19 protein-coding genes are annotated in these 25,378 nt (G+C 73.2%); 7 read left to right on the plus strand and 12 right to left on the minus strand.

Going from position 1 to position 25,378, the window contains the following annotated elements; genetic code table 11:
• Positions 1-6: 6 nt before the first annotated feature.
• From IEZ27_RS00340 to IEZ27_RS00375, 8 genes are all read right to left on the minus strand, one after another.
• The gene (locus IEZ27_RS00340) at positions 7-2,238 is read right to left on the minus strand and encodes a SpoIIE family protein phosphatase (protein ID WP_189645337.1); all 2,232 of its coding nucleotides are present in this window, start codon (positions 2,236-2,238) and stop codon (positions 7-9) included.
• 19 nt (positions 2,239-2,257) lie between these two features.
• The gene (locus IEZ27_RS00345; protein ID WP_189645338.1) at positions 2,258-6,211 is read right to left on the minus strand and encodes a HAMP domain-containing protein; all 3,954 of its coding nucleotides are present in this window, start codon (positions 6,209-6,211) and stop codon (positions 2,258-2,260) included.
• 129 nt (positions 6,212-6,340) lie between these two features.
• On the minus strand, positions 6,341-6,703 hold the full coding sequence (locus IEZ27_RS00350) for an STAS domain-containing protein (RefSeq protein WP_189645339.1): 363 nt from the start codon (positions 6,701-6,703) through the stop codon (positions 6,341-6,343).
• A 256-nt stretch (positions 6,704-6,959) separates the two neighbouring features.
• On the minus strand, positions 6,960-8,450 hold the full coding sequence (locus tag IEZ27_RS00355) for an MFS transporter (protein ID WP_189645340.1): 1,491 nt from the start codon (positions 8,448-8,450) through the stop codon (positions 6,960-6,962).
• Between the two features lie 156 nt (positions 8,451-8,606).
• Complete coding sequence (locus IEZ27_RS00360; protein ID WP_189645341.1) at positions 8,607-9,209, minus strand: TetR/AcrR family transcriptional regulator; 603 nt, start codon at positions 9,207-9,209, stop codon at positions 8,607-8,609.
• A gap of 118 nt (positions 9,210-9,327) precedes the next feature.
• On the minus strand, positions 9,328-9,771 hold the full coding sequence (locus tag IEZ27_RS00365; RefSeq protein ID WP_189645342.1) for a CBS domain-containing protein: 444 nt from the start codon (positions 9,769-9,771) through the stop codon (positions 9,328-9,330).
• 82 nt (positions 9,772-9,853) lie between these two features.
• Complete coding sequence (locus IEZ27_RS00370) at positions 9,854-10,396, minus strand: RNA 2'-phosphotransferase (protein WP_189645343.1); 543 nt, start codon at positions 10,394-10,396, stop codon at positions 9,854-9,856.
• 36 nt (positions 10,397-10,432) lie between these two features.
• Complete coding sequence (locus IEZ27_RS00375) at positions 10,433-11,401, minus strand: ArsR/SmtB family transcription factor (protein ID WP_189645344.1); 969 nt, start codon at positions 11,399-11,401, stop codon at positions 10,433-10,435.
• A 144-nt stretch (positions 11,402-11,545) separates the two neighbouring features.
• Here IEZ27_RS00375 and IEZ27_RS00380 point away from each other — a divergent pair, with 144 nt between their 5' ends.
• The 3 genes from IEZ27_RS00380 to IEZ27_RS00390 are packed head-to-tail and all read left to right on the plus strand — an operon-like array spanning position 11,546 to position 16,293.
• Positions 11,546-12,763 (plus strand): MFS transporter, encoded by a 1,218-nt coding sequence (locus IEZ27_RS00380; protein ID WP_229822996.1) that lies wholly within the window; start codon positions 11,546-11,548, stop codon positions 12,761-12,763.
• Complete coding sequence (locus IEZ27_RS00385) at positions 12,760-13,299, plus strand: DUF892 family protein (protein WP_189645345.1); 540 nt, start codon at positions 12,760-12,762, stop codon at positions 13,297-13,299. Before IEZ27_RS00380 ends, IEZ27_RS00385 begins: the two co-directional genes overlap by 4 nt.
• Before the next feature lie 57 nt (positions 13,300-13,356).
• Entirely contained in the window at positions 13,357-16,293 is a 2,937-nt protein-coding gene (locus tag IEZ27_RS00390) for an FAD-binding and (Fe-S)-binding domain-containing protein (protein WP_189645346.1), read from the plus strand.
• 78 nt (positions 16,294-16,371) lie between these two features.
• Here IEZ27_RS00390 and recD2 read toward each other — a convergent pair whose 3' ends face one another.
• The 3 genes from recD2 to IEZ27_RS00405 are packed head-to-tail and all read right to left on the minus strand — an operon-like array spanning position 16,372 to position 20,945.
• Positions 16,372-18,528, minus strand: a complete 2,157-nt coding sequence (recD2, locus tag IEZ27_RS00395) for an SF1B family DNA helicase RecD2 (protein ID WP_229822998.1) — start codon at positions 18,526-18,528, stop codon at positions 16,372-16,374.
• A gap of 10 nt (positions 18,529-18,538) precedes the next feature.
• Positions 18,539-19,795 carry an erythromycin esterase family protein gene (locus tag IEZ27_RS00400; protein ID WP_189645347.1) on the minus strand — a complete coding sequence of 419 codons (1,257 nt, stop codon included), beginning with the start codon at positions 19,793-19,795 and terminating at the stop codon, positions 18,539-18,541.
• Complete coding sequence (locus IEZ27_RS00405; RefSeq protein WP_189645348.1) at positions 19,788-20,945, minus strand: acetate/propionate family kinase; 1,158 nt, start codon at positions 20,943-20,945, stop codon at positions 19,788-19,790. The genes IEZ27_RS00400 and IEZ27_RS00405 overlap by 8 nt, the downstream gene beginning before the upstream one ends.
• Positions 20,946-21,066: 121 nt before the next feature.
• Between IEZ27_RS00405 and IEZ27_RS00410 the strand changes: the two genes are divergently transcribed.
• From IEZ27_RS00410 to IEZ27_RS00425, 4 genes are all read left to right on the plus strand, one after another.
• Complete coding sequence (locus tag IEZ27_RS00410; protein ID WP_229823000.1) at positions 21,067-21,555, plus strand: (2Fe-2S)-binding protein; 489 nt, start codon at positions 21,067-21,069, stop codon at positions 21,553-21,555.
• A complete protein-coding gene (locus IEZ27_RS00415) occupies positions 21,552-22,523 on the plus strand; it encodes an FAD binding domain-containing protein (RefSeq protein ID WP_189645350.1) in 972 nt (323 codons plus the stop codon). Before IEZ27_RS00410 ends, IEZ27_RS00415 begins: the two co-directional genes overlap by 4 nt.
• The gene (locus tag IEZ27_RS00420) at positions 22,520-24,544 is read left to right on the plus strand and encodes a xanthine dehydrogenase family protein molybdopterin-binding subunit (protein WP_189645351.1); all 2,025 of its coding nucleotides are present in this window, start codon (positions 22,520-22,522) and stop codon (positions 24,542-24,544) included. Before IEZ27_RS00415 ends, IEZ27_RS00420 begins: the two co-directional genes overlap by 4 nt.
• Positions 24,545-24,610: 66 nt before the next feature.
• On the plus strand, positions 24,611-25,117 hold the full coding sequence (locus tag IEZ27_RS00425) for a DUF6328 family protein (protein ID WP_189645352.1): 507 nt from the start codon (positions 24,611-24,613) through the stop codon (positions 25,115-25,117).
• On the opposite strand, the gene IEZ27_RS00430 is transcribed toward IEZ27_RS00425, so the two are convergent.
• Positions 25,060-25,374 (minus strand): cation:proton antiporter, encoded by a 315-nt coding sequence (locus tag IEZ27_RS00430; RefSeq protein ID WP_125649231.1) that lies wholly within the window; start codon positions 25,372-25,374, stop codon positions 25,060-25,062. The two genes, IEZ27_RS00425 and IEZ27_RS00430, sit on opposite strands and share 58 nt — an antisense overlap.
• Positions 25,375-25,378: the final 4 nt, after the last annotated feature.

The raw sequence follows: 25,378 nt of genomic DNA on the forward strand, positions 1-25,378 counted from the left end.
CCCGGCTCAGCGCACGTGCACGCCGATCAGGCAGGTGTCGTCGTCGGTGTCGGAGTTGCAGTGGGTGAGCAGGTCGTCCAGCCGGTGGTCCAGCGTCGTCGCCGTACGCGAGGCGACCGCCAGCAGCCGGTCCTGGGCGTGGCGCAGGTTGTGGTCACGCCGCTCGATCAGGCCGTCGGTGTAGAGCAGCAGCGTGTCGTCGGCCTCCAGCTGGAGCCGTCCCTCCTCGTAGACCGCGTCGGCGAACGCGCCGAGCAGCGGGCCCTTGACCATCGGCAGCTCGGTGCCCCGCGCGCGGCGCAGCAGGATCGGCGGCAGGTGCCCCGCCCTGGCCCAGCGCAGGACGCGGGTGGCGGGGTCGTACACGCCGCAGATCGCGGTCGCGGTCATGCGGTCGGCGAGGTGGCGGGCGACCAGGTTGAGCCAGCCGAGCAGCTGCGCCGGGCCGCCGCCCGTCGTCGCCAGGCCACGCAGCGCGTTGCGCAGCACGACCATGCCGGTCGCGGCCTCGACGCCGTGCCCGGCCACGTCGCCCACCGACAGCAGCACGCAGCCGGACGGCAGGACGACCGCGTCGTACCAGTCGCCGCCCACCAGGTCCTCCTTCTGCGCCGGACGGTAGCGGACCGCGATGCGCAGGCCGAAGGAGTCCATGCGGCCGTGCGAGGGCGGCATGATGGCGTGCTGGAGCTGCAGGGCCAGGCGGTTGCGGGCGGCGGACTGCCGTTCGGTGCGGGCCAGCCTGTCGCGGGTCACGGCCAGCGCGACCTCCGTCCAGTGTTGCGGAGAGACGTCCTGGTACGCCCCCCGCACCGCCGTCAGCCGCCCGTCCGGCCCGAACGCCGGCTCGGCCACCACCCGCAGGTGGCGGGCCACCCCGTCGGGACGTTCCAGCCGGAACGCCGTCGCGGCCGGACGCCGGTGATGCAGCACCGCGCGCAGGAAGAGGCCCACGGCCACCTCGTCGTCGCGGTGCACGTGATCGCGCAGCCGTTCCAGCGGGACGGGCCGGGCGTCCGGCGGCAGGCCGTACAGGGAGAACATCTGGGCGTTCCAGGTGATCTCGCCGGTCAGGGCGTTCTCCTCGAAGCCGCCGATGCGGCCCAGGCGCTGGGCGTGCTCCAGCAGGCGGGCCTGGTCGTCGAGGTCGCGCCGAACGAGCAGCACGCTCCCGCCGTGGCGGGTGATGCTGACGCCGGACGCGGACGTCGCGGTGAAGGACATGTCGGCGGCGTGGAACGGCTCACCGGTCGCGTGCACGTGCTCGACCCTGGCCAGCAGCTCGCCCGCCGCGAACGGGTACGCCTCCAGCAGCAGCCTGCCCGCCCGCACCGCCGCCGGCCCGTTGGCGTGGTGGATGCGGAAGTCGGCGACGTCGCCCTGCGGATCGAGGTGCGGCACGAGGACGAACGCCGGGTCGGGCAGGGAGTCGGCCAGGTGGGCCAGCTCGGCCAGGGCGGCGTCGGCGTGGCCGGGCGGGCCGGGGGCGTTCAGGGTGAGGGCGCACAGGTCGGCCAGCGCCTCGATCTGGTGTTCCAGCCTGGGCGTGGGCTGGGGATGGTCCTCCGGCCAGCAGACCTCCAGGACGCCGAGCACCCGCCCGGCCACCCGGGCCAGGGCGGTCACCCGGCCGCCGGTGAGCTGGTGGCGGCCGATCGAGGGCGGCCCCGGCCTGTCGTGCCACAGGGTGCGGCGCTGGAGGAGCGTGCTGGTGGCCGGGGTGATCAGGCCCGGGGGGACCTGCCGCCAGAGCCCTGCCTCCTCGGCGCCGAAGCCCGCGTGACCGGCCAGCGTGAGCGAGGTGTCGGGCCCGGCCACCCATACCGCGACCGCCGTCGCCCCGATGGGCAGGAGGGCCGTCTCCAGCACCGCGTGGGCCGCGGCCTGCACGTCGGCCGCGCCGAGTGCCGCGCTCTCGGCCGTACGCAGCCGCACCCCCGCCGCCCCGCCTCCGGCCTCCGCATCGGCCGTCGGGGTGGTGACGGGGTCGGGGGTGGTGCGGTTGACGACGTCGGCCGCCAGCTCGGTCAGGGACCGGCCGGTCCTGGCCGCCAGCGTGGCGAGCTGGGCGGCGGCCTGCGCCGGGGCGCAGCGCAGGCGCTCGACCAGGATGCCCTTCGCCAGCTCGACCAGCGCGCGGTCGTCGGCCGCGCGGCGGGCCTCGTCCAGCTCGGCGCGCAGGCGTTCGACGGTCGCGGCCAGCCTGGCCAGGCCCGTCTCCTCCGTGGAACTCCCCATGGCGCGACTCCTCACCGCGTCAGGCCGGATCCATCCAATGCTGGATACGGCCGATGAGCTGGTCGGCGTCCACCGGTTTGGTCACGTGGTCGCTGGCCCCGGCCGCCAGCGACTTCTCCTGGTCGCCCGGCATCGCCTTGGCTGTGACCGCGATGATCGGCAGGTCGGCGTAACTGGGCATCGCGCGGATCGTCTCGATCGCCGTGTAGCCATCCATCTCGGGCATCATCACGTCCATCAGGATCAGGTCCGTCTCGGGATGGGCGGTCAGGGTGTCGATGCCCTTGCGGCCGTTCTCGGCGTGCAGCACGTTGACGCCGTGGATCTCCAGCATGCTGGTCAGCGCGAACAGGTTGCGTACGTCGTCGTCCACCACCAGCACCGTGCGCCCGGACAGCGTGTTGTCGATCTCCCGCCCGGACGCCGTCCCCACGGACCGGGACCTCACCAGCGGCAGCACGTCGCCGGGCTGGTCGGCGGTCAGGTGCAGGGCGATGCGCTCGCGCAGCTCGTCGAGGCTGGACAGCAGCTCCAGCGGCCGGTCGCCGATCCGCGCGTCCTGCGGCGGGGTGGACCGCCAGTTGGTGTAGGCCAGCACCGGCACGCCGCGCAGCCCCGGATCGCCGTCCATCGTCTCCAGCAACCCGTAGGCGGCCAGGTCGGGCAGGTCGAGATCCAGTACGACGCAGTGGCAGGGCTCGGCGGCCAGCAGGGCCGCCGCCTCCTCCGCGCCCGCCGCCGCGACCACCGCGACGGCCCCGCCCAGCGAGTCGTGCGAACCGGCCAGGCCGCTCACCACGCTCTCGGCCACCAGCGACAGCAGCCCGTGGGCGCGTTCCTCGATCACCAGCAGCCGCCGCGGCTGACCGGCCACCGGCGGCGCGACGGTCTCGGTGGGCGCGACGCTCTGCTCGTGCCCCTCGAAGCCGGGGCGCGCGACCGGCAGGTAGAGGGTGAACACGCTGCCCCGGCCCGGCGTGCTCCGGACGGTGATCGCGCCGCCGAGCAGGTAGGCGATCTCGCGGCTGATGGACAGGCCGAGGCCGGTGCCGCCGTACTTGCGGCTGGTGGTGCCGTCGGCCTGCTGGAACGCCCCGAAGATCACCTCAAGCTGCTGCTCGGGGATGCCGACGCCGGTGTCCATGACCCGTACCGCGATGGCGGGGGCGTGCTGGCGTACCGAGGCGGGCAGCTCGCCGCGGGCGGCCGGTTCGATGCGCAGTTCGACGCTGCCGGTCTCGGTGAACTTGACCGCGTTCGACAGCAGGTTGCGCAGCACCTGGCGCAGCCGCGAGTCGTCGGTGAACAGGTCGGCGGGCACGCCCGGCGCGGTGGTGACGCGGAAGTCGAGGCTCTTCTGCGAGGTCATCGGCCGGAACGTGGCCTCGACATAGTCCAGGAGCTGGCGCAACGGCACCCATTCGGGATTGATGTCCATCTTGCCCGCCTCGACCTTGGACAGGTCGAGGATGTCGTTGATCAGCTGCAGCAGGTCGGAGCCCGCCGAGTGGATGATCCCGGCGTACTCGACCTGCTTGGGCGTCAGGTTGCGCGTGTGGTTCTGGGCCAGGAGCTGGGCCAGGATGAGCAGCGAGTTGAGCGGCGTACGCAGCTCGTGGCTCATGTTGGCCAGGAACTCGCTCTTGTACGTCGAGGCCAGCGTGAGCTGGTGGGCCCGGTCCTCCAGCTCCTGCCTGGCCTGCTCGATCTCCAGGTTCTTGGTCTCGATGTCCTGGTTCTGGCGGACCAGCAGCGTCGCCTTCTCCTCCAGCTCGGCGTTGGAGCGCTGGAGCTCCTCCTGCTGCTGCTGCAACTCCTCCGAACGGGCCTGCAACTCGACGGCCAGCCGCTGCGACTCCTTGAGCAGCTCGTCGGTACGGGCGTTGGCCACGATCGTGTTGAGGTTGACCCCGATCGTCTCCATGAGCTGATCGAGGAAGACCAGATGGACCGGCGTGAACGCCTGCACCGACGCCAGCTCGATCACGCCGAGCACCTGCTCCTCCACCACGATCGGCAACACGATCACCGAACTCGGGTCGGTCCTGCCGAGCCCCGAGGAGATCGTGATGTAGCCGGGCGGGACGTCGGCCATCGCGATCGTCCTGCGGCTGCGGGCGGCCTGGCCGACCAGCGCCTCGCCGAGGCGGAATCTGGTGGGGCGGTCGGGGTCGGCGGGGTAGCCGTAGGCGCTGATGAGCCGGAGTTCGTTCTCCTCGGCGGAGAAGAAGGCGCCGTACTGGGCGCTGACCAGCGGGGCGAGTTCGTTCATCACGAGTTCGGCGACGGTGGCCAGGTCGCGGTGGCCCTGCATGAGGCCGGACATGCTGGCGAGGTTGGACTTGAGCCAGTCCTGCTGCTCGTTGGCGGTGGTGGTCTCGCGCAGGGACTTGACCATCGAGTTGATGTTGTCCTTGAGGTCGGCCAGTTCGCCTTCGGCGTCGACGGTGATCGAGCGGGTCAGGTCGCCGGAGGTGACGGCGCTGGTGACCTCGGCGATCGCGCGTACCTGGCGGGTGAGGTTGGCGGCCAGCTCGTTGACGTTCTCGGTCAGGCGTTTCCAGGTGCCGGACACACCCTCGACCTCGGCCTGGCCGCCCAGCCTGCCCTCCCGGCCCACCTCGCGGGCCACCCGGGTGACCTCCGCGGCGAAGGAGGACAACTGGTCCACCATCGTGTTGATCGTGGTCTTCAGCTCAAGGATCTCGCCGCGGGCGTCGACGTCGATCTTCCTGGTCAGGTCGCCCCTCGCTACCGCGGTGGTGACCTGGGCGATGCTGCGTACCTGGTTGGTCAGGTTGTCGGCCATCGAGTTGACGTTGTCGGTGAGGTCCTTCCAGGTGCCCGACACCCCTCGTACGGTGGCCTGTCCGCCGAGGTTGCCCTCGGTGCCGACTTCGCGGGCGACGCGGGTGACTTCGTCGGCGAAGGCGGACAGCTGGTCGACCATCGTGTTGATGGTCTCCTTGAGTTCGAGGATCTCGCCTCGGGCGTCGACGCGGATCTTCTGGGTGAGGTCGCCCTTGGCGACGGCGGTGGTGACCTCGGCGATGCTGCGGACCTGGGCGGTGAGGTTGTCGGCCATGACGTTGACCGATTCGGTCAGGGCTTTCCAGGTGCCGGAGACGCCTTTGACGTCGGCCTGTCCGCCGAGCCGGCCGTCGGTGCCGACTTCGCGGGCCACCCGGGTGACTTCGTCGGCGAAGGAGGACAGCTGGTCGACCATGGTGTTGAGGGTGTTCTTGAGTTCGAGGATCTCGCCGCGTGCTGAGACGGTGATGCGCTGGGACAGGTCGCCGCGGGCGACGGCGGTGGCGACCTGGGAGATGTTGCGTACCTGGTCGGTGAGGTTGCCGGCCATGAAGTTGACGGAGTCGGTGAGGTCGCGCCAGGTGCCGGCGACGCCTTCGACTTCGGCTTGGCCGCCGAGCTGGCCTTCGGTGCCGACCTCGCGGGCGACGCGGGTGACTTCGTCGGCGAAGGAGGACAGCTGGTCGACCATGGTGTTGACGGTGTTCTTGAGTTCGAGGATCTCGCCGCGGGCGTGGACGGTGATCTTCTGGGACAGGTCGCCGCGGGCTACGGCGGTGGTGACCTGGGCGATGCTGCGTACTTGGTCGGTGAGGTTGCCGGCCATGGCGTTGACGGATTCGGTGAGGTCTTTCCAGGTGCCGGAGACCGAGGGGACGTCGGCTTGTCCGCCGAGTCGGCCGTCGGTGCCGACTTCGCGGGCGACGCGGGTGACTTCGGAGGTGAACAGGGACAGTTGGTCGACCATGCCGTTGAAGACGGAGGCGATCTCGCCGAGCAGGCCGTCGGCGTCCTCGGGCAGGCGGGTGCGGAAGTCGCCGTCCCGTACCGCTGTCAGCCCGCCGAGCAGCTGACGCAACTCCGACTCGCCCACCTCAGCGGGACCTCGGGCACGCTTGGCGCGTCCACCCGAACGTACGGTGCCGACCGTGGGGTCGCTCATGTCGTGTTCCTCGTTCCGTGCTCGCCCGGCATGGAAGAACTTCAACTCTGGGTAGCGGAAGAGTAGCCGCCTGCGCCCAGGCGCGCGCTAGCCCCGAAGTTAGCCAAGAATGCCCTTGCGCGTCGCCGCTCACCCGGAACGTTCGGTGGTGGCCCTGGCCGCGGCCACCGCGTCGGCGACGGTGTCGTGCACCGGGACGTGCGTCAGCACCCCGGTGATCTCCAGCAACCGGGCGGGCAGGGGCTGCACCCCCGCCAGGCGCACCGTGCCGGACCTCCCGAGCCGGTCGGTGGAGAAGGCCAGCAGGACGTGCAGGCCCGAGCTGTCCATGAACGGCACCTGGGCCAGGTCGAGCACGACCTGCCGGCCGGGCTCCGGCCGTTCCCCGAGAAAGCTCTCGAACTGGGCGCGGTTGGTGACGTCGAGCTCTCCGCACACGACGATCACGGTCACGCCGGGCTGCTCCCGGCACAGCAGCGTCAGGGATGGCATCGCCGCCGCTCACCGCGCCCGCGGACAGGACGGGGCCTGCGGGGAAGGCACGCCGTCCGGCGCCTGGCCGGCACCGGCCCCGGTGAGGGTCGGGTACATCGAGAAGCCGCGTCCCGCGGGGGGCGGAGCAGTCACCCAAGCAGAATAACCTCCCGGGGTCGCCTGGGACATCCCGCCGTTCGCGGCGCGACCGGCGGGACGTCGGGGGGCAGCCGTAGGGCCTGCCCAGGGCCCGTGCGCGGTGTCAGTGGCCGTATCAGTGGCCGTGGCCGTGGCCGACGAACGCGCCCGCCGGTCTGCCCGGGGGGACGAGCCCGAGCGAGATCACGGCCGCCGCTCCGGCGACGACCGCGCACAGCACGAGCCCCGAGGTGAAACCGGACACCCCGGCCCCCTGCCCCAGGCTGGACGCGGCCACCGTGGACACCACCGCCACCCCGATCGAGCCGCCCAGCTCGTGGAAGGTGTTGATGACGCCGGACGCGACGCCGTTCTCGCCGGGCGGGACGTTGGCCATCGTGGTCGTCGTGGCGGTCACGAAGGCCGGCCCGATCCCCAGGGCGGCCAGTACGAACCCGGGCAGCAGAGTGGTGTACGCGCCGGCCTCGGGGGAGACCCGCGTCATCAGCGCCGCCCCCGCGGCGGTCAGCACGAACGCCGCCACCGCCACCGGACGGCCGCCGATCTTCCCGATCAGACGCCCGCCGAGGTGCGCGCCGAGCGTGATGGCGACGGCGACGGGCAGGAACGTCAGGCCGGTCTTCAGGGCGCTGAAGCCCAGGACGTGCTGGAGGTAGAGGGAGCTGAGGAAGAACAGGCCCAGCATCAGCCCGGTGGCGACGAGCATGACGAACGCGCCCGAGACGACCGGTCGCCTGGCCAGGGTCTCGATCCGCATGAGCGGGGCCCGTACGGACCGTTCGACCAGCACGAACGCGACGTAGGACACGGCGGCCCCGGCCAGCGGCAGCACGGTTCCCGTGGCGCCCCAGCCGCCGTCACCGGCGGAGACGAGGCCGTAGATCAGCAGGGCGGTCGCCAGGGTGACGAGCAACGCGCCTCCGACGTCAACGCGCCCACGCCCCGCCCCGGCCTCAGCCGTCGAGCCGTGTGCGCCGTGCGGGCCATGCGGGCCGTGCGCGGCGTGGCCCTCAAGGGCGGCCGGGACGACGGCGGGGACGGCCGCGAGGACCAGCAGGCCGATGGGCACGTTCACGAAGAACACCCACGTCCAGCCGGGGCCGTCGGTCAGGACGCCGCCGAGGAGCACGCCCAAGGCGGCGCCCGTACCGCCGATCGCGGCCCAGACGGCGAGCGCGCGGGCCCGGCGCTCGCCCTGGAAGACGGTCGTGATGACGGCCAGGGCGGCGGGGGAGAGCAGCGCCGCGCCCACCCCCTGTACGGCCCGTCCCGCGATGAGCGTGCCGCCGTCGTCGGCCAGGCCGCAGACGAGCGAGGCCGCGGTGAACAGCGCCAGTCCGGCCAGGAGTGTACGGCGGGGGCCGATCGCGTCGGCGAGCCTCCCGCCGAGGACCATGAGGCCGCCGAAACACAGCGTGTACGTGGTCACCACCCAGGTGAGCGCCTCACGTCCCAGCGCGAGATCGGTGCCGATGGTGGGCAGGGCCACCTGGACGACGGTGATGTCGATGATCAGCATGAACTGGGCCAGGCACAACAACACCAGCACCGCCCAACCCTTGCTGCGAACCGCGACGGGATCCCGCGTCCCAACGTGCTGACTCATCCCTCAACTCCTTAACTTGAACAACGGTGTTCAAGTTAAGCACAACAAAACGGTACGCCGGTAGGGTGTCGCCGGATTGGGGGCATGGCGAAGCGCGGCGTTCAGGAGGTGTGGTGACGCGCGGCGTTCAGGGCGCGCAGGGGGAGGTGGGAGACGTCAGGACGCTTGGGCGGAGGTGAGGAGGGAGAGCATGGTGCGGGTCAGGACGGGCTCGACCTCCTCCGGGGACAGGCGGCCGGCCTCTCGTTCCTGGGCGGCGCTGTGGATGATGGCGAAGAACGTCGTCACCAGCCACTCCAGCGGCAGGTCCGTACGGAAGTCGCCGTCGTCCTGGCCGCGGGAGATGAGGCGCTCCACCCGTCGCAGCGGGCGGCTGTGGTGCTCGCGGATACGTTCGGTGGGCAGCACGCGGTCGGCGGCCAGGAACAGGCGGCGGTGCCGGTTGAGGATCTCCCACGACGATCGCAGCAGCCGGGTCATCGCCTCCGGGGCGGGAGCGGTGTCGAGGGTGTCGTCCTCAAGCACGGCGTCCGCCATGCCGACGGCGTGGTCGAGGACGGCGTCCACCAGGGCCTCGCGGGAGGGGAAGTGGCCGTACAGGGTGACGCGGCCGACCCCGGCGGCCTTGGCGATGTCGGCCACGCTCGCGCCCGGGTCGTCGCTCAGCAGCCGCGTCCCGGCTTCCAGGATGGCGGCGATGTTGCGTTCGGCGTCGGCCCGGCGGGCAGGCACCGGCTGTCGGGCGGCGGTCGTCCCCATGCACCCCAGCCTACGACGCCCGCACTCGAAGATCGCCCGCACCCTCGGCGAACCACCGCCCGGAGGGCCCGACGGGAGGGCTCGGCGGCGGCCTGACAGCCCCAGCGCCGGGGGCGGGTCAGATGGTGAGGGTGTGGTCCAGGAGGGACTGGAGGGTGACGGCGCCCGCTACGCGGCCCGCCTCCACGATCGCGACCAGGGGGCTGTGTGTGCGGGCCATGAGGGCGGCCAGTTCGAGCACGGTCGCCTTCGGGTCCGCCACCGGCAGCTCGCGCGGCTGCGCGGGAAGGGATTCGCGGACGGTACGCGTGCCGAGCCTGCGCAGGAACAGGTCCGCGTGGGCCTCGTCCACGACCCGGGCCAGCGCGGGATCGTCCTGGCAGTAGGCCGGTACGGCCAGCCGGAGCACCTGGGTGCCGGGGAGGATGCTGTGCGGGCGGCCGTCGCCGTCGATCACGATGAGGCCGGGGAGGTCGCGTTCGGCCAGCAGGCGGGCGGCGTCGAGCGCCGACGTGTCGAGCGTGACCGTCGGGAAGTCTGTCATGAGATCGCGTGCGCGCATGGGTGTCCGTCCTCCGCGCGCCAGCCTAGCCAACACCTCCGCTTCCTGAGCGACCGGCGGCCCGCGCATGCCACGGGCCGGGTCAGGAAGGGAGGTGGAGGTGGGTGGGGGGTACGTGGTCGGTCAGCCAGACGTTGTTGGCGCTGCGGAGGAAGCGGTGGCCGGTGGCGTGCAGGTCTCCGGCGGCGACCACCAGCACCACCGGTACGCCCCGGCGCGCGCCCACCCGTACGGCGGTTTCCCGGTCGGGGGACAGGTGCACGTGGTGGCGGCCCATCGGCCGCAGGCCCTCGCGCCGGATCGCGGCCACGAAGCGGCCCACGGTCCCGTGGTAAAGGTACGCGGGAGGCTCCACGGAGGGCAGGCCTAGCTCCACAGGCACGGAGTGACCCTGGCTGGCGCGGATCCTGCCGTCATCGAGCGCGTAGCGGCGTTTGTCGTTGGCCGCCACGACCTGGCGCAGCTCGTCAGGGGTGATCGGGAAGCCGTGCGCGGAGGCGGCGGCGAGCAGGTCGTCGACGGGCACCCAGCCGGCGGCGTCGAGGGTGAGGCCGATGCGGCCCGGGTCGTGGCGCAGGTGCCTGGCCAGGTACTTGGAGACGCGGATCATGCGTTGTTCGTCCATCTGTGCCCCCATTGTGGCAGCGGCGGGCGCGCGGAGTCAGCTCATTTGTGCCCGTACGAGGTCGTCGCCGACGCCCGTACGGCTGTAGAGGACCGAGCGGCCGGCCCGGACGCGGCCGACAAGACCGGCGTCGAGCAGGACCTTGAGGTGGCGGCCCACCGAGCCCAGGCCCTGGCCGGTGAGCGCGACGAGCTGCGTGGTGCTCTTCGGGGCCTCCAGCAGCACCAGCACGCCCGCCCGCGCCTCGCCCAGCAGCCTGCCCAGCGCCTCCGGCGCCGCCGGCGGGCCCACGTCGGCCAGCGGCCCCGAGCACGGGTAGACGATCGCGCAGCGGCGGGAGCCGTGCCAGCTCACCCAGCCCTGCCGCGGCGTGACCGGGACGAACATCAGCCGGGCGCCCGGCAGGTCCCGAGGCGGGTTGTCGGAGGCGTTGATCTGCAGCCGGCCGTCCCCGAGCCAGCGCAGGCCGGGACGCATGCCGTCCAGGGCCGCCGCCCAGCCGCCCCGGCCCAGCCGCGCGGTACGGGCCACGACGTCGGCCTCCGCGATCCGGCGGCGCCGCGCCCAGGTGGGCCGTACCGTCTCCCGCCACACCCACTCCAGCCGGGCGGCCATGCGCTCGGGCAGGTCACGGCGGTGCAGCACGGCGGGGACGGGCCCGCCCAGCGACTCGGTCAGATCCTCGCGCGCCTGATCGGGCGGCGTCTCGCGCACACTCGCCACCTCCTCCTCGAAGGCGGCCTCGCCCTCCCCCTCGGGCGTGGGCGTGAGGAACGTCGCGTTCCACGTACGGCCCAGCGCGGCCCGGACGAGCAGCGCCGTGATCGGGTCGGCGGCCTGCCCGGCCCGGTAGGCGGGCAGGTGGGCGGCCAGCCACGCGCCCTCGCCGGGATGGGCGGCCGTGCCGCGTTCCAGCGTCTTCAGCGCGGCGATCGTCTCGGCCAGCGGCGACAGGACGAACCGGCCGCCCGCGAGCGTGTCGGCGTCCACCTGCCAGAAACCCATGCCACCGCCCTGATCCCACCCGCTGTTCCGCCGGTGCACGAAGTCTCGCCTGTTGTTTCGCCGGTACGCGAAGTCTTGCCCGTTGTTTCGCCGGTACGCGAAACAGTAACGCCCGTCGCCGCCGGTCGCGAAGACTGCCGTCCCATGCGCACATACCGGGACCTGTTCGGCAGGTCCGGATTCACCCCGCTGTTCCTGGTCTCGTCCGGTCAGGTGGCGGGGCAGACGGTGAGCGGGCTCGCCCTCGGCACCCTCGTCTACGCGGGCACCGGGTCGCCGCTGCTGTCCGGGCTGGCCATGTTCGGCCCGGCCCTGTCCCAGGCGGTCGGCGCGGCGACCCTGCTGTCGGCGGCCGACCGGCTGCCGCCGCGCGCCGCGCTGACCGGGCTCTCGCTGGTGTCCGCGCTCGCCGCCGCCGTCCTGGCCGTCCCCGGGCTGCCCGTGTGGGGGATGCTCGTCATCGTGCTGGCCCTCGGCGTGCTCTCCTCACTCGGCGGCGGCGTCCGCTACGGGCTGCTGAACGAGCTGCTCGACCAGGACGGCTACCTGCTCGGCCGGTCGGTGCTCAACATGTCCTCCGGGATCGTGCAGATCGCCGGGTTCGGCGCGGGCGGCGTACTGGTGACCGTCCTGTCGCCGCGCGGGACGCTGCTCGCCGCGGCGGCCATCCACCTGGCCGCCGCCCTGGCCGGGCTCGGCCTCGGCCGGCGGCGCCCGCGCGCGGCCGGGCGGCCCTCGCCCGCCGAGACCTGGCGCGACAACGCCCGCCTGTGGTCCTCCCGCCCGCGCCGGCACGTCTACCTGGCGCTCTGGCTGCCCAACGGCCTGATCGTCGGCTGCGAGTCGCTGTTCGTGCCCCTCGCGCCCGAACGGGCCGGGCTGCTGTTCGCCTGCGCGGCCGCGGGCATGCTCGCCGGGGACGTGCTGGCCGGGCGGTTCGTGCCGCCGCACTGGCGGGCGCGGCTGGTCACGCCGCTGCACCTGCTGCTCGCGCTGCCGTACCTGGCCTTCGTGGTGTACCCGTCGCCCGTGCTGATCGCGCTCGCCTCGGCCGGGTACGCCGCGACCCTGCTGCTCCAGGACCGGCTCATGGCGCTCACGCCCCCCGAGCTGAGCGGGCACGCGCTCGGGCTGCACTCCGCCGGCATGATCACCACGCAGGGCCTGGCCGCCGTGCTCGCCGGCGCCCTGGCCGAACGCACCTCGCCCGTCGTCTCCATGGCCGTGCTGGCCGCGGCGTCGGCGGCGATCACCCTGGCGCTGGTTCCCCGCCTGCGGCCCGCCCGTGTCGCAACCGCCCGGAATGCTCCGGCGAAGCTACCGTTGACCAGGGGAAATCGCCGGGGGAAGGACAGCTCATGACGCAGACGGACGACTTCGTGCTCGACGTCACCAGGATCCGCGAGCAGGTACGCCAGAAGATGGACGATGGGCCGATCACCCAGACCTTCGGCCACGACCCGCGGAAAGTCATCGAAGTCCTCAACGACGTGATCGCCACCGAGGTGGTGTGCTGGCTCAGGTACACCCGGCACGCCATCTCCGCCAAGGGCATCGACCGCGCGCAGGTGGCGGCCGAGTTCACCGAGCACGCCAAGGAGGAGCTCGACCACGCGCTCCGCGCCGCCGAACGCGTCAGCCAGCTCGGCGGCGAACCGGACTTCGACCCCGCCAAGCTCGTCCAGCGCTCCCACACCGACTACCAGGTGCCCGCCGACACCGACCTGAAGGCGCTGCTGGAGGCCAACCTGTGGGCCGAGCGCATCGTCATCTCCACCTACCAGGAGATCATCCGCTGGCTCGGCGAGGGCGACCCCACCACCCGCCGGCTCATGGAGTCGATCCTGGAAGAGGAGGAGGAGCACGCCGACGACCTCACCGACCTGCTCGGGGTCTAGAACCGCGCTTGGGCCGCCGTTGGGCGGCCCGTGAGGCGGCCCGGGTAAGTGCCCGGCATGAAGAGCCTGGTCAACACGCCCGTCACGCACACTCCGCCGTACCGGGAGATCGACGTCGAGACGCTGCGCGGCCGCCTCGCCGAGGCGGTGGACGGCGAGGTGCGGTTCGACGCCGGCAGCCGCGCCGCCTACGCCAGGGACGCCTCCAACTACCGGCAGGTCCCGATCGGCGTCGTCGTGCCGCGCGACCTGGACGCCGGGGTCGCGGCAGTGGCCGTGTGCCGGGCGAGGGACGTCCCCGTGCTCTCGCGCGGCGGCGGCACCAGCCTGGCCGGGCAGTGTTGCAACGCGGCCGTGGTGATCGACTGGTCCAAGTACTGCGGCGCGGTCGAGTCCGTGGACGCCGCCGGCCGTCGGATCGTCGTCCAGGCGGGGGCCGGGCTCGACCAGGTCGATCACGAGCTGGAGCCGTACGGGCTGATGGTCGGGCCCAAGCCGTCCAGTCATGCGGCCTGCACGATCGGCGGCATGATCGGCAACAACTCGTGCGGGGCCTCCGCCCAGGCGTACGGGAAGATGTCGGAGTCGGTGCTCCGGCTGGAGATCCTCACCTACGACGGCGTGCGCGCCTGGGTGGGGCCCACCGGCGACGCCGAGTACGACCGCATCCAGGCCCAGGGCGGCCGCCTGGCCGAGATCTACCGCCAGGTGCGCGAGCTGCGCGACGAGACCATGGAACTGGTCCGCACCCGCTACCCCAAGCTGGAACGCCGCGTCTCCGGCTACAACCTGGACCAGCTCCTGCCCGAGAACGGCTTCGACCTGGCCCGCGCGCTGACCGGCAGCGAGGGCACGCTGGTGACCGTGCTGCGCGCCGAGCTGCGCGTCGTGCCGCGCCCGGCCGCCAGGGCCCTGGCCGTACTGGGCTTCCAGGACGTCTTCACCGCCGCCGACGCCGTCCCCGCCGTGGCCGCGCACGCGCCGCTCGCGCTTGAGGCCATGGACGAGACCATGTACCGGCTCGCCCGGCGGGAGCACCCCGACGACCCGGCGCTGCGCGACCTGCCCGAGGGCGGCGGCTGGCTGCTGGTGCAGTTCGGCGGTGACACGCCCGAGCAGGCGCGCGAGCGGGCCGAGACGATGATGCGCGAGGTGGGGGAGCGGGCCGAGGCGCCCACGCCCACGCACGCCTTCCTCGGCGACCCGGCCAGGGAGGACCGGATGTGGCGGTGGCGCGAGTCGGGGCTCGGCGTGGAGGCGTACCCGCCGACCGGGCGCCAGACGTACGAGGGCTGGTCGGACGCGGCCGTGCCGCCCGAGCGGCTGGGCGACTACCTGCGCGGCTACGAGCGGCTGCTGCGCGAGCACGACTACCAGGAGTCCGCCCTGTACGGCCACTTCGGCCAGGGCTGCGTGCACGGCCGCCTCCCGCTCGACCTGCACACCGACGACGGCGTCGCCAAGTACCGCGCCTTCGCCCGCGAGGCCGCCGAGCTGGTGGCCTCCTACGGCGGTTCGCTGTCCGGCGAGCACGGCGACGGCCAGGCGCTGGCCGAGCTGCTGCCCGTCATGTTCGGCGAGGAGGTCGTGGCGGTGTTCGGCCGCTTCAAGGCCATCTTCGACCCGCGGAACCGGATGAACCCCGGCAAGGTCGTCCACCCCCGTCACCTGGACCAGGACCTGGCCCAGCGCCGCTTCTACCCGCACGAGCCGCGGCACACGTTCTTCCAGTACCCCGACGACCACGGGCGGTTCGGGCACGCCGCCACCCGCTGCGTCGGCACCGGCAAATGCCGCAAACACCCCTTCGAGGGCGGCGTGATGTGCCCGAGCTACCGGGTGACCCGCGAGGAGGAGCACTCCACGCGCGGGCGCGCCCGCCTGCTGGAGGAGATGGTACGCGGCGACGTCATCACCGACGGCTGGCGTTCCACCGCCGTGCGCGACGCGCTCGACCTGTGCCTGAGCTGCAAGGGCTGCCGCTCCGAATGCCCGGTGAACGTGGACATGGCCACCTACAAGGCCGAGTTCCTGGCCCACCACTACCGGGGGCGGATCCGGCCGCGCGCCCACTACTCGATGGGCTGGCTGCCGCTGTGGGCCGCGCTCGCCTCCGCCGCGCCCGGCCTGGTCAACTCCCTCGCCGCCGCGCCCGGCCTGTCGCGGCTGGTCAAGGCCGCGGCGGGGATCACGCCGGAACGCGACCTGCCGAGGTTCGCCCGCGAGCGGTTCACCGACTGGTTCAGGCGGCGTCCGGCCGGCGGGCCCGGCACGCGGGGGCGGGTGGTGTTGTGGGCCGACACGTTCACCGACCACTTCGACCCGCACATCGGCCGGGCCGCCGTGGACGTGCTCGAAGCGGCCGGGTTCGAGGTGATCGTGCCGCCGGTGACGTTGTGCTGCGGGCTGACCTGGATCAGCACCGGGCAGCTCGGCGTGGCGCGGCGGGTGCTCGCGCGTACCGTGGGGGCGCTCGCGCCGTGGGCCGAGGCCGGGGTGCCGGTGGTCGGGCTGGAGCCGAGTTGCGCCGCCGTGTTCCGCGCCGACGGGCCCGAACTGCTCAACACCGCCGAGACGCGGCTGCTGGCGGATCGGTTCCTAACCCTGGCCGAGCTGCTGGAGACCCGCGCGTCCGACTGGCGGCCCTGCTCGGTCGGCGGTCAGGCGATCGCGCAGGTGCACTGCCACCAGAGCGCGATCATGGGGTACGACGCCGACCGGGCCGTGCTCGACCGGTTCGGCATCCGGACCAGCGTGCTCGACTCCGGCTGCTGCGGCCAGGCCGGCAACTTCGGCTTCGAACGCGGGCACCACGAGGTGTCGGCGGCCTGCGCCGAGCAGGGCCTGTGGCCGGCCGTACGGTCGGCGGAGCCGGACGACGAGCTGCTGGCCGACGGCTTCTCCTGCCGGACCCAGATCGCCGCCGCCGGCACCGGACGCCAGGGCCGCCACCTCGCCGAACTCCTGGCCGCCGCCCTGGTCCGCCCGGAGTGACCCCGGAGTGATCCCGGAGTGACCCCGGAGTGATCCCGGAGTGATCCCGGAGTGATCCCGGAGTGGCCCCGCCCGGGGTCAGGTGGCCAGGCTCTGGGCGAGGCGCCGGGGCAGGCCGGTGTTGCGGGGGAGGCCGACGCGGCGCACCGCCAGCTCCAGCGCCTCCCGCTGCCCCACCAGCACGACCCACGCCTTGGCCCTGGTCACCAGCGTGTACAGCAGCTTGCGCCGCAACATGATCCCCCCGGCCTCGGCCACGATCGGCGCCACCACGAACGGGTATTCGCTGCCCTGCGACCGGTGCACGCTGATCGCGTAGGCGTGCGTGAGGTCGTCGAGCTCGCCGAAGCCGTACTGGACGGTCTCGCCGTCGTCGGTGCGGACCTCGACCACGCGGTCCTGCGGCAGCACGGCGGTGACCGTGGCGGTCTCGCCGTTGAAGACGCCCTTGTCGTAGTTGTTGCGGATGGGCATGACCCGGTCGCCCACCCGGAACACCGACGCCCCCGACCAGTGCTCGGGTTTGTCGTCGGCCGCCGGGTTGAGGCGGTCCTGGAGCAGCCGGCCCAGCGTCACCGCGCCCGTCTCGCCCTTGCGCATCGGGCACAACACCTGCACCTGGCCGGGCGGGACACCCTGCTTGCGGGGGATCGCCTCCATCGCCAGATGGGCCACCCGCTCGGCGACCCGCGCCGGGTCGTCGAGCTCCTCGAACCAGAACCCGCCCCGCCCCGGCGTCGCCGGCACACGACCGGCCCTGATGAGGTGGGCGGCCTCGACGATGCCGCTGCCGCCCGCCTGGCGGAAGACGTGGGTGAGCCGCACGCGTGGGATCGCCTCCACGCGCAGCAGGTCGGCCAGCACGTCGCCGGCCCCGATGCTGGGGAGCTGGTCGCTGTCGCCGATGAGCAGCAGATGGCTGCCCGGCGGGACGGCCGCCGTGAGCCGTGTGGCCAGGTGGAGGTCGAGCATCGACGCCTCGTCGACCACGATCAGGTCGGCCTGCGCGGGCGCCTCCTCGAACAGCGTCGAGGCGTCGGGGTCGGGCCGGTGGGCGAGCATGCGGTGGATGGTCATCGCGGGCAGCCCGGTCAGCTCCGACAGGCGTTTGGCCGCCTTGCCGGTGGGCGCCGTGAGCGTGACCGAGCCGCCCGACGCCCGGACGACGGCCGCCACGGCCCTCACCGTGTGGCTCTTGCCGCAGCCGGGCCCGCCGGTGATGATCGACACGGTGCTGGTGAGCGCCATGTTGACGGCCGCGCGCTGGTCGTCGTGGAGGCTTTCGTCCTCGCGGAAGGACCGCAGCGGCAACGTCGAACGGGCCCGCACGAGCCTGGTGAGCTGCTCGGTGAGCTGCTGCTCGCGGGCGTGGACGTGTTTGGCGAACGCCACCGCCCGCCCCGGCTGGGCCTCGTCGGCCTCGACCACCACCCGCCGCTCGGCCACCAGGGCGTCGAGCATCGGCTCGACCACGGCGGGATCGAGCTCGATCAGCTCGGCCGCCCGCGCCACCAGATGGGGCACCGGCACGAAGCAGTGGCCGTCGCGGATCGCGGCCGAATCCAGCCGGTCGAGCAGCGCCGCCTTGACGCGCTGCGGGCTGCGCTCGGGCACCCCGCGCTGCAGCGCGATGCGGTCGGCGACGCGGAACGCGATGCCCCTGACCCGGCCGATCAGCCGGTAGGGGTCGGTGGACAGGACCTCCTCGGCCTCCCCGCCGAACACCTGGTGGATCTTGGCCGCCAGCAGCGGGCTGACGCCGAGCCCCTGCAACGTCACCATCAGCGCGGCGATGGCCCGCTGCTCCTGCCACGCCTGGACGATCTGCGCCTGCCGCAGCGGCCCGATGTTGACGACCTCGGTGAGCCGCTCCGGCTCGGCGTCGATGACCTTGAGCGTCTCCTCGCCGAAGTGGTCGACGATCGCGTACGCCAGCCGCGGCCCGATGCCCCGGATCAGCCCCGACCCCAGGTAGACGCGGATCGCCCGGACCGTCGCCGGCACCACCCGCTCGCACCCGGCCACCGCGAAGCGCCTGCCGTGGCGCGCGTGGTGGCTCCAGTCGCCGGTCAGCCGCAACGTCTCGCCCGGCTGCGCGCCCGACAACGCCCGGCCCGTGGCCACGAAGTCGGGCACGCCCTCGGCGCTCATGCGCGCGACGGTGTATTCGTCGTCCCTGACGTAGACGAGCTGCTCGACCGAGGCCTCCACAGCAGCGATCAAACCATCTGCCACCGACACTCCGTCACATGGCGCTGGGATACGTCTCCGGCTCGACGTCGTCCCACGGCTCGGCGTGCAGCGGATGCAGGGCCTCGGTCACGTCCAGCCAGATGAAGGCGTCGTAGCGGTCGCCGAGCACGGTGGGCACGTAGTTGCCCCGCTGCTCGCGTTCCGGCCGGTACACCACGCCGATCGCGCGGTGCCCGAGCGGCTCGTCGTACCAGCGCGGCCGCGGGCGCTCGGGCGTCACGAACAGGCCGCGCTCGCCGGCGAGGGCGTCGTGCAGCAGCGCCTCCAGCGAGCCGGGCCGGGCCGGCGGGACCGGCATGACGTGCGCCCGCGCGCCCCAGTTCGCCGCGGCCACGACTGTCCCGCGGTAGCCGCCGAAGCCCACCAGGACGACGTCCTCGCCGTGCCGTTCGCGGGCGAGCTGCCCGAGGCTGGTCATGCCGGCGGCGGCCATGTCGGTGGCGCGGGCGTCGCCGACGTGCGTGTTGTGCGCCCACACCACGCCCTTGGCCTCGTGGAAGGCGGCCAGCCGGTCCAGGGTGTCGGCCATGTGCACGTCCCTGATGTTCCACGAGGCGGGGCCGCCGCGGACCATCGCGCGGTAGTAGCTCTCGGCGCCGGCCACGACCTCGGCGTTCTGCCGGGCCGCGAAGCCGCCCTCGTCGTCCGGGGCGCTCTCCACGACGGCCCGCAACATCCGCACGACCTCCTCCTCGCAGGAGTCGGGGACCAGGCGGGTCTCCAGGCCGTACCGCCGCGGGTCGTGGCCGTAGGACTCGAAGCAGTACAGGGCCTCCATCACCGTCTCCATCCGGCCGGGCAGACGGGCGGCGGCGTAGCGGCGCACCGCGCGCAGGGACTCCCACAGGCTGTAGACGTCCAGGCCGTGGAAGCCGCAGCGCTCCCCGGGCGGCAGCGCGGCGTTCCAGCGGCGCAGCCAGCGGCAGAACTCCGCGACCTCCTCGTTGGCCCACATGAACGCGGGCCAGCGCCGGTAGGCGTACAGGGCGTCGAAGGGGTCCTCGCCGTCGCCGGTGACGGCGCGGTTGACGCGCTCGCAGTCGGGCCAGTCGCCCTCGACGGCGACGAACCCGAACCCCTTCTCGGCGATCAGGCGGCGGGTGAGCGCGGCCCGCCAGGTGTAGAAGTCGTGCGTGCCGTGACTGGCCTCGCCGATCAGCACGAGCGTGGCCTCGCCGACGCGGTCGAGCACCGGGTCGAGGTCCTGCTCGCCCGTCAGCCGCAGGGCCGAGCGGGTGACGTCATTCATCGCCGTCCTCCTCTGGTGGCCCGAGGACGCCCAGACATTCGCGGGCGAGCTGGAGTTCCTCGCGTACCTGGACGACCAGTACGGGCACGGCGGCGCCGTCCCCGCTGACCGGGCCGTCGTCGTGCCGGTTGCCGAGCTCGGGCGGCTCGACGCCGAGCAGCCCGAGGCGGCGGCAGACCGCCTCCCGCACCTCGGGCTGGTCCCAGCCGATCTCGCCGGTGAACACCAGCGCGTCGATCCTGGGCAGTGACGTGGCGGCGGCGGCGATCTCCCGGGCGACCCGGTGGCAGAACACCTCAAGGGCGAGGGCGGCCTCGGCGTCGCCGGCGCGTTCGGCCTCGACCAGGTCGCGGGTGTCGCCCGAGCGGCCGCCGGACAGGCCGAGCAGCCCGGAACGGCGTTGCAGGCCCTCGTCCAGCTCGTCCGCCGACAGGTGGCCCTGCGACAGCAGCCACATCAGCATGCCGGGATCGACGCTGCCCGAACGCCTGCTCATGGGCACGCCGTCCAGCGGGGTGAACCCCATCGAGGTGTCCAGGCTGCGCCCGCCCGACACCGCGCACACCGAGGAGCCGCCGCCCAGGTGGGTCAGCACCAGCTCCAGCTCGGCGAGCGGCCGGCCGATCAGCTCGGCCACCCGGTCGGCGGTCCAGGCGTAGGACAGGCCGTGGAAGCCGTAGCGGCGCAGGCCGTACCGGTCGCGCCACTCGCGCGGCAGGGCGTAGACCGCGGCGGCGTCGGGCAGGCCGGCGTGGAAGGCGGTGTCGGGGCAGAGCACGTGCGGTACGGCGGGAAGCTGCTCGCGGGCCGCCTCCAGCAGCGCCAGCGCGGGCGGCAGGTGCAGCGGCGCCAGGCTCACGACGCCGCGCAGCGCCTCGGCCGTCTCGTCGTCGGCGACCGTGGGCACGCGTACGACGTCACCGCCGTGCACCAGCCGGTGCGCCACCGCGCGCACGTCACGGTCGAAGTGGCCCCCCAGGAACGCCGCCAGCTCCTCGCGCGCCGAACCGGGGTCGGCGGCCCGCTCGGCGTGCGCGCTGTCGAGCACGCAGCCCCCCTGGACGAGGTCGAGGCGCAGGCTCGACGAGCCCGCGTTGACGGTGAGCACCGCCCCGGACTCCGTCACCTGCTCGTCGAACGCTCGTCCCATGCACTCCTCCCCTTCCCGGCTACCCGGCGCCCGCGCGCCGACACCTGGAGGGGCGTCGGCTTTACCCCACGATGTCCGAGGCCGGGATTGTCCCCCGGGGGAGCCGGGTAGGCGAGCGCCTATGGACATCACCCTGCAGGTGAACGGCGTGCCGCACACCCTGGCCGTCGACCCCAGGATCTCCCTGCTCGACCTGCTGCGTGAGCGGCTCGGCCTGACCGGCTCCAAGAAGGGCTGCGACCACGGCCAGTGCGGCGCGTGCACGGTGCTGATCGACGGCCGCCGGGCCAACGCCTGCCTGGCGCTGGCCGTCGCGGCCGACGGTTGCGAGATCACCACGGTCGAGGGGCTGGCCAGGGGTGAGGAGCTGCATCCGCTGCAGGCCGCGTTCATCGAGCACGACGCCTTCCAGTGCGGCTACTGCACGCCGGGCCAGCTCTGCTCGGCCGTCGGCATGCTGGGCGAGCCGGGGCCGAGCGCCGTCACCGCCGACCTCCTCCTCGACCCCGGCCTGACGCCCGAGGAGATCAGGGAACGCATGAGCGGCAACCTGTGCAGGTGCGGCGCCTACCCCAACATCGTCACCGCGATCGGCGAGGTGGCGTCGTGAAGCCGTTCGAGTACGCCCGCGCCCGGAGCGCGTCGGACGCGGTCGGCAGGTTCGGCCCCGGCGCCATGTACCTGGGCGGCGGCACCAACCTGGTCGACCTCATGCGGCTCGGCGTGGCCGGTCCCGACCGGCTCGTCGACGTCAGCCGCCTGCCGCTGGACACGATCGAGCCCGTGGGCGACCGGCTGCGGATCGGCGCGGCCGTGCGCAACAGCGACCTGGCGGCCGACCCGTACGTCCGCACCCGCTACCCGATGCTCGCCCGCGCCGTGCTGACCGGCGCCTCCGGCCAGGTCAGGAACATGGCCACGACGGCCGGCAACCTGCTGCAACGCACCCGCTGCCCCTACTTCCAGGACGTGACCAGGCCGTGCAACAAACGCGAGCCAGGCACCGGCTGCCCCGCGATCGAGGGCGACCACACCAACCTGGCGGTCCTGGGCACCTCGGACGCCTGCGTGGCCACCCACCCCTCCGACATGGCCGTGGCACTGGCCGCGCTCGACGCCGAGGTGCACGTCACCGGCGCGTCGGGGGACCGGATCATCCCCATGCCCGGCCTGCACCGCCTCCCCGGGGACGAGCCAGAACGCGACACCGTGCTCGACCCCGGCATGCTGATCACCGCCGTCGAGCTGCCCCCGCCGCCGCCGGGCGCCTCCCTGTACCGCAAGGTCCGCGAGCGGGCCTCGTTCGCGTTCGCGCTGGTGTCCGTCGCCGCCGTGCTCGACGTACGCGGGGACGGCGTGGTGGCCGGGTGCCGCATCGCGCTCGGCGGCGTGGCCCACGCGCCCTGGCGGGCCGAGCGGGCCGAACGCGCGCTGATCGGCGGCCCGGCGACCGGCGAGGCGTACCTGCGGGCCGCCGAGGCCGAGCTGGAGCAGGCCAGGCCGCTGCCGCGCAACGCGTTCAAGCTGCCGCTGGCCCGCAACCTGATCGTCCGTACGCTTGAGGAGCTCACGCCGTGAACCGCATCGAGGGGCGCGTCAAGGTCACGGGGCTGGCCACGTACGCCGCCGAGTACCCGGTCGAGGACGTCGCCTACTGCTGTCCGGTGCAGTCCACGATCGCCAGGGGACGGGTGACGCGGGTGGACGCCGGCGCGGCGCTGGCCATGCCGGGCGTGCTCGCCGTGTTGTCGGTCGACGACCCGCCCGGCCTGACCGGCGACGCCGACGCCGAGCTGGCCCTGTTCGGCTCCCGGGACGTCGTCTACCGGGGCCAGCTCGTGGCCGCCGTCGTCGCCGGGACCTACGACGAGGCCCGCGCCGCCGCCGACGCCGTCCGCGTCGACTACGAGCCGCAGACCCACGACGTACGGCTGCGCGCCGACCATCCCGGCCTCTACCGCCCGGAGGTCGTCAACCCGAACCTGGCCCCCGACACCGAGAAGGGCGACGTGGAGGCCGGGCTGGCCGCCGCCGCGGCCACCGTGGACGTGACGTACACGACGCCGCCCCTGCACAACAACCCGATGGAGCCGCACGCCGCGGTGGCCCTGTGGGCCGAGGACGGCCGGCTGCTCGTCTACGACTCCACCCAGGGCACCAGCGGCGACCGGGACGCCATCGCCAAGACCTTCGGCCTGCCGCCCGAGCAGGTGCGCGTGGTGTCCAGGCACGTCGGCGGCGGCTTCGGCTCCAAGGGCACCACCAGGCCGAACGCCGTGCTCGCCGCCCTGGCCGCCAGGGCCGCGGGCCGCCCGGTCAAGGTCGCCTTCACCCGGCAGCAGATGTTCGACCTCACCGGCTACCGCACCCCCACCATCCAGCGGCTGCGGCTCGGCGCGGACGCCGACGGCCGGCTCACCGCCGTCGAGCACGTGGGGTACGTCCAGAGCGGCCGGCTCGTCGAGTTCGCCGAGCAGACCGCCACACCCGGCCGCGTCATGTACGCCACGCCCGCCCTGCGCACCGCCCACCGGCTCGTCCGCCTCGACGTCGCCACCCCGTCCTGGATGCGCGCCCCCGGCGAGTGCCCCGGCATGTACGCCCTGGAGTCGGCGATGGACGAGCTGGCCGAGGCGGCCGGGATCGACCCCGTCGAACTGCGCATCGTCAACGAGCCCACGTCCGAGCCGGACAGCGGGCTGCCGTTCAGCTCCCGCAGCCTGGTCACCTGCCTGCGCGAGGGCGCGCGGCGCTTCGACTGGGACCGCCGCGACCCGGCGCCGGGCATCAGGCGCGAGGGGGAGTGGCTGGTCGGCACCGGCGTGGCCGCCTCCACCTACCCGGCCAGGCGCGGTCCTTCGAGGGCCACCGTGACCGTGGACGAGGACGGCGACTTCGTCGTCCAGGTGGCCGCCGCCGACATCGGCACCGGCGCCCGTACCGTGCTCACCAGGATCGCGGCCGACTGCCTCGGTGTCGCCCCCGACCGGGTGCATGTCGAGCTCGGCGACAGCGACCTGCCCGACGCGCCCGTCGCCGGCGGGTCCATGGGCACGGCGTCGTGGGGCTCGGCCGTCGTACGGGCCTGCGAGGCGCTGCGGGCCGACGGCGGGCAGGGCACGGCCGACACCGCCGAGGAGGTCAGGGCGGACGAGGAACTGGCCCGGCACGCCTTCGGCGCCCAGTTCGCCGAGGTCAGGGTCAGCTCCGTGACCGGCGAGATCCGGGTCTCGCGGCTGCTCGGCGTGTTCGCCGCCGGACGCATCCTGGACGCCAGGCTGGCCAGGTCGCAGTTCATCGGCGGGATGACCATGGGCATGGGGATGGCGCTGATGGAGGAGACGCTGACCGACGACGAGTTCGGCGGTTTCCTGCGGCGCGACCTGGCCCAGTACCACGTGCCGGCCTGCGCCGACGTCCCGGCGGTCGAGGCGGTCTGGATCGACGAGCAGGACGGCCTGCTCAACCCGATGGGCTCCAAGGGCATCGGCGAGATCGGCATCGTGGGCACCGCCGCCGCGATCGGCAACGCCGTTCACCATGCCACCGGCAGGCGGGTCCGCGACCTGCCCATCACGCCCGCCAAGATCCTCGCCTGACTCCCGGGATCGAGGTTTCGACCGGCCTCCGCCAAGGAAGAGGAGAACATCCACCGAGGAGGCCGAGTGAAACGCGAGTCGCACGAGGAACGCGCCGACCGCAACTTCGTCGAACTGCTCCAGGGCGCCCGCGTCGCGGTGACGGGGGTGCAGGTGCTGTTCGCGTTCCTGCTGACCGTGCCCTTCTCGCCGGGGTTCGTCAAGCTGGACCAGCCGGACCGCTGGTTGTACTTCGCCGCGCTGGTCAGCGCCGCGATCGCGTCGATCTGCTACATCGCGCCGACCGCGCAGCACCGCGTGCTGTTCCGGCAGGGCCACAAGGAGACCCTGGTACGTCGGTCCAACCTCTACGGCCTGTTAGGCGCGCTCGCCCTGGTCGTGTCCATGACCACGGCCACCATGCTCGTGATCGACTACCTGTTCCACTCCACCCTGGCCCTGGTCACCGCGGGCATCCTGGCCGCGCTGGCCGCCTGGACCTGGTTCGGCCAGCCCGCCCTCGACCGCGCCGACGATCAGTCCTCCTCCTCCGGCGGCAACTCGGTCTCGTCGCGGGGCGAGTCCCGCGAGTAGGCCGCCCGCCCCACCATGTACGCCGCCACCGACACGGTGATCACCTGCGACGCCCCCACGATCAGCAGCGGGCCGGCGTTCCACCAGGTGGGCCGGTGCAGCCACATCGCGGCCAGCACCAGCAGCACGCCGAGCACCTGCGGCTTGGTGCCGGCGTGCATGCGGTCGAGCGTCGTACGGAAGCGCACCAGCCCCGCGCCCGCCGACAGCGCGAGGACGGCTCCCACCACCAGGCAGACCGCCGCCGCGACGTCCATCCCG

Origin of the sequence: Nonomuraea spiralis (assembly GCF_014648435.1) — a bacterium.
Taxonomy (GTDB): domain Bacteria; phylum Actinomycetota; class Actinomycetes; order Streptosporangiales; family Streptosporangiaceae; genus Nonomuraea; species Nonomuraea spiralis.

Excerpts from the sequence above, each read along its gene's own strand:
- IEZ27_RS00405 (WP_189645348.1), bottom strand. The coding sequence starts at position 20,945 with ATGGGACGAGCGTTCGACGAGCAGGTGACGGAGTCCGGGGCGGTGCTC.
- IEZ27_RS00355 (WP_189645340.1), bottom strand. The coding sequence starts at position 8,450 with ATGAGTCAGCACGTTGGGACGCGGGATCCCGTCGCGGTTCGCAGCAAG.
- IEZ27_RS00430 (WP_125649231.1), bottom strand. The coding sequence starts at position 25,374 with ATGGACGTCGCGGCGGCGGTCTGCCTGGTGGTGGGAGCCGTCCTCGCG.
- IEZ27_RS00400 (WP_189645347.1), bottom strand. The coding sequence starts at position 19,795 with ATGAATGACGTCACCCGCTCGGCCCTGCGGCTGACGGGCGAGCAGGAC.
- IEZ27_RS00340 (WP_189645337.1), bottom strand. The coding sequence starts at position 2,238 with ATGGGGAGTTCCACGGAGGAGACGGGCCTGGCCAGGCTGGCCGCGACC.
- IEZ27_RS00345 (WP_189645338.1), bottom strand. The coding sequence starts at position 6,211 with ATGAGCGACCCCACGGTCGGCACCGTACGTTCGGGTGGACGCGCCAAG.
- IEZ27_RS00370 (WP_189645343.1), bottom strand. The coding sequence starts at position 10,396 with ATGGACGAACAACGCATGATCCGCGTCTCCAAGTACCTGGCCAGGCAC.
- IEZ27_RS00410 (WP_229823000.1), top strand. The coding sequence starts at position 21,067 with ATGGACATCACCCTGCAGGTGAACGGCGTGCCGCACACCCTGGCCGTC.
- IEZ27_RS00375 (WP_189645344.1), bottom strand. The coding sequence starts at position 11,401 with ATGGGTTTCTGGCAGGTGGACGCCGACACGCTCGCGGGCGGCCGGTTC.
- IEZ27_RS00365 (WP_189645342.1), bottom strand. The coding sequence starts at position 9,771 with ATGCGCGCACGCGATCTCATGACAGACTTCCCGACGGTCACGCTCGAC.
- IEZ27_RS00360 (WP_189645341.1), bottom strand. The coding sequence starts at position 9,209 with ATGGGGACGACCGCCGCCCGACAGCCGGTGCCTGCCCGCCGGGCCGAC.
- IEZ27_RS00385 (WP_189645345.1), top strand. The coding sequence starts at position 12,760 with ATGACGCAGACGGACGACTTCGTGCTCGACGTCACCAGGATCCGCGAG.
- IEZ27_RS00390 (WP_189645346.1), top strand. The coding sequence starts at position 13,357 with ATGAAGAGCCTGGTCAACACGCCCGTCACGCACACTCCGCCGTACCGG.
- IEZ27_RS00350 (WP_189645339.1), bottom strand. The coding sequence starts at position 6,703 with ATGCCATCCCTGACGCTGCTGTGCCGGGAGCAGCCCGGCGTGACCGTG.
- IEZ27_RS00380 (WP_229822996.1), top strand. The coding sequence starts at position 11,546 with ATGCGCACATACCGGGACCTGTTCGGCAGGTCCGGATTCACCCCGCTG.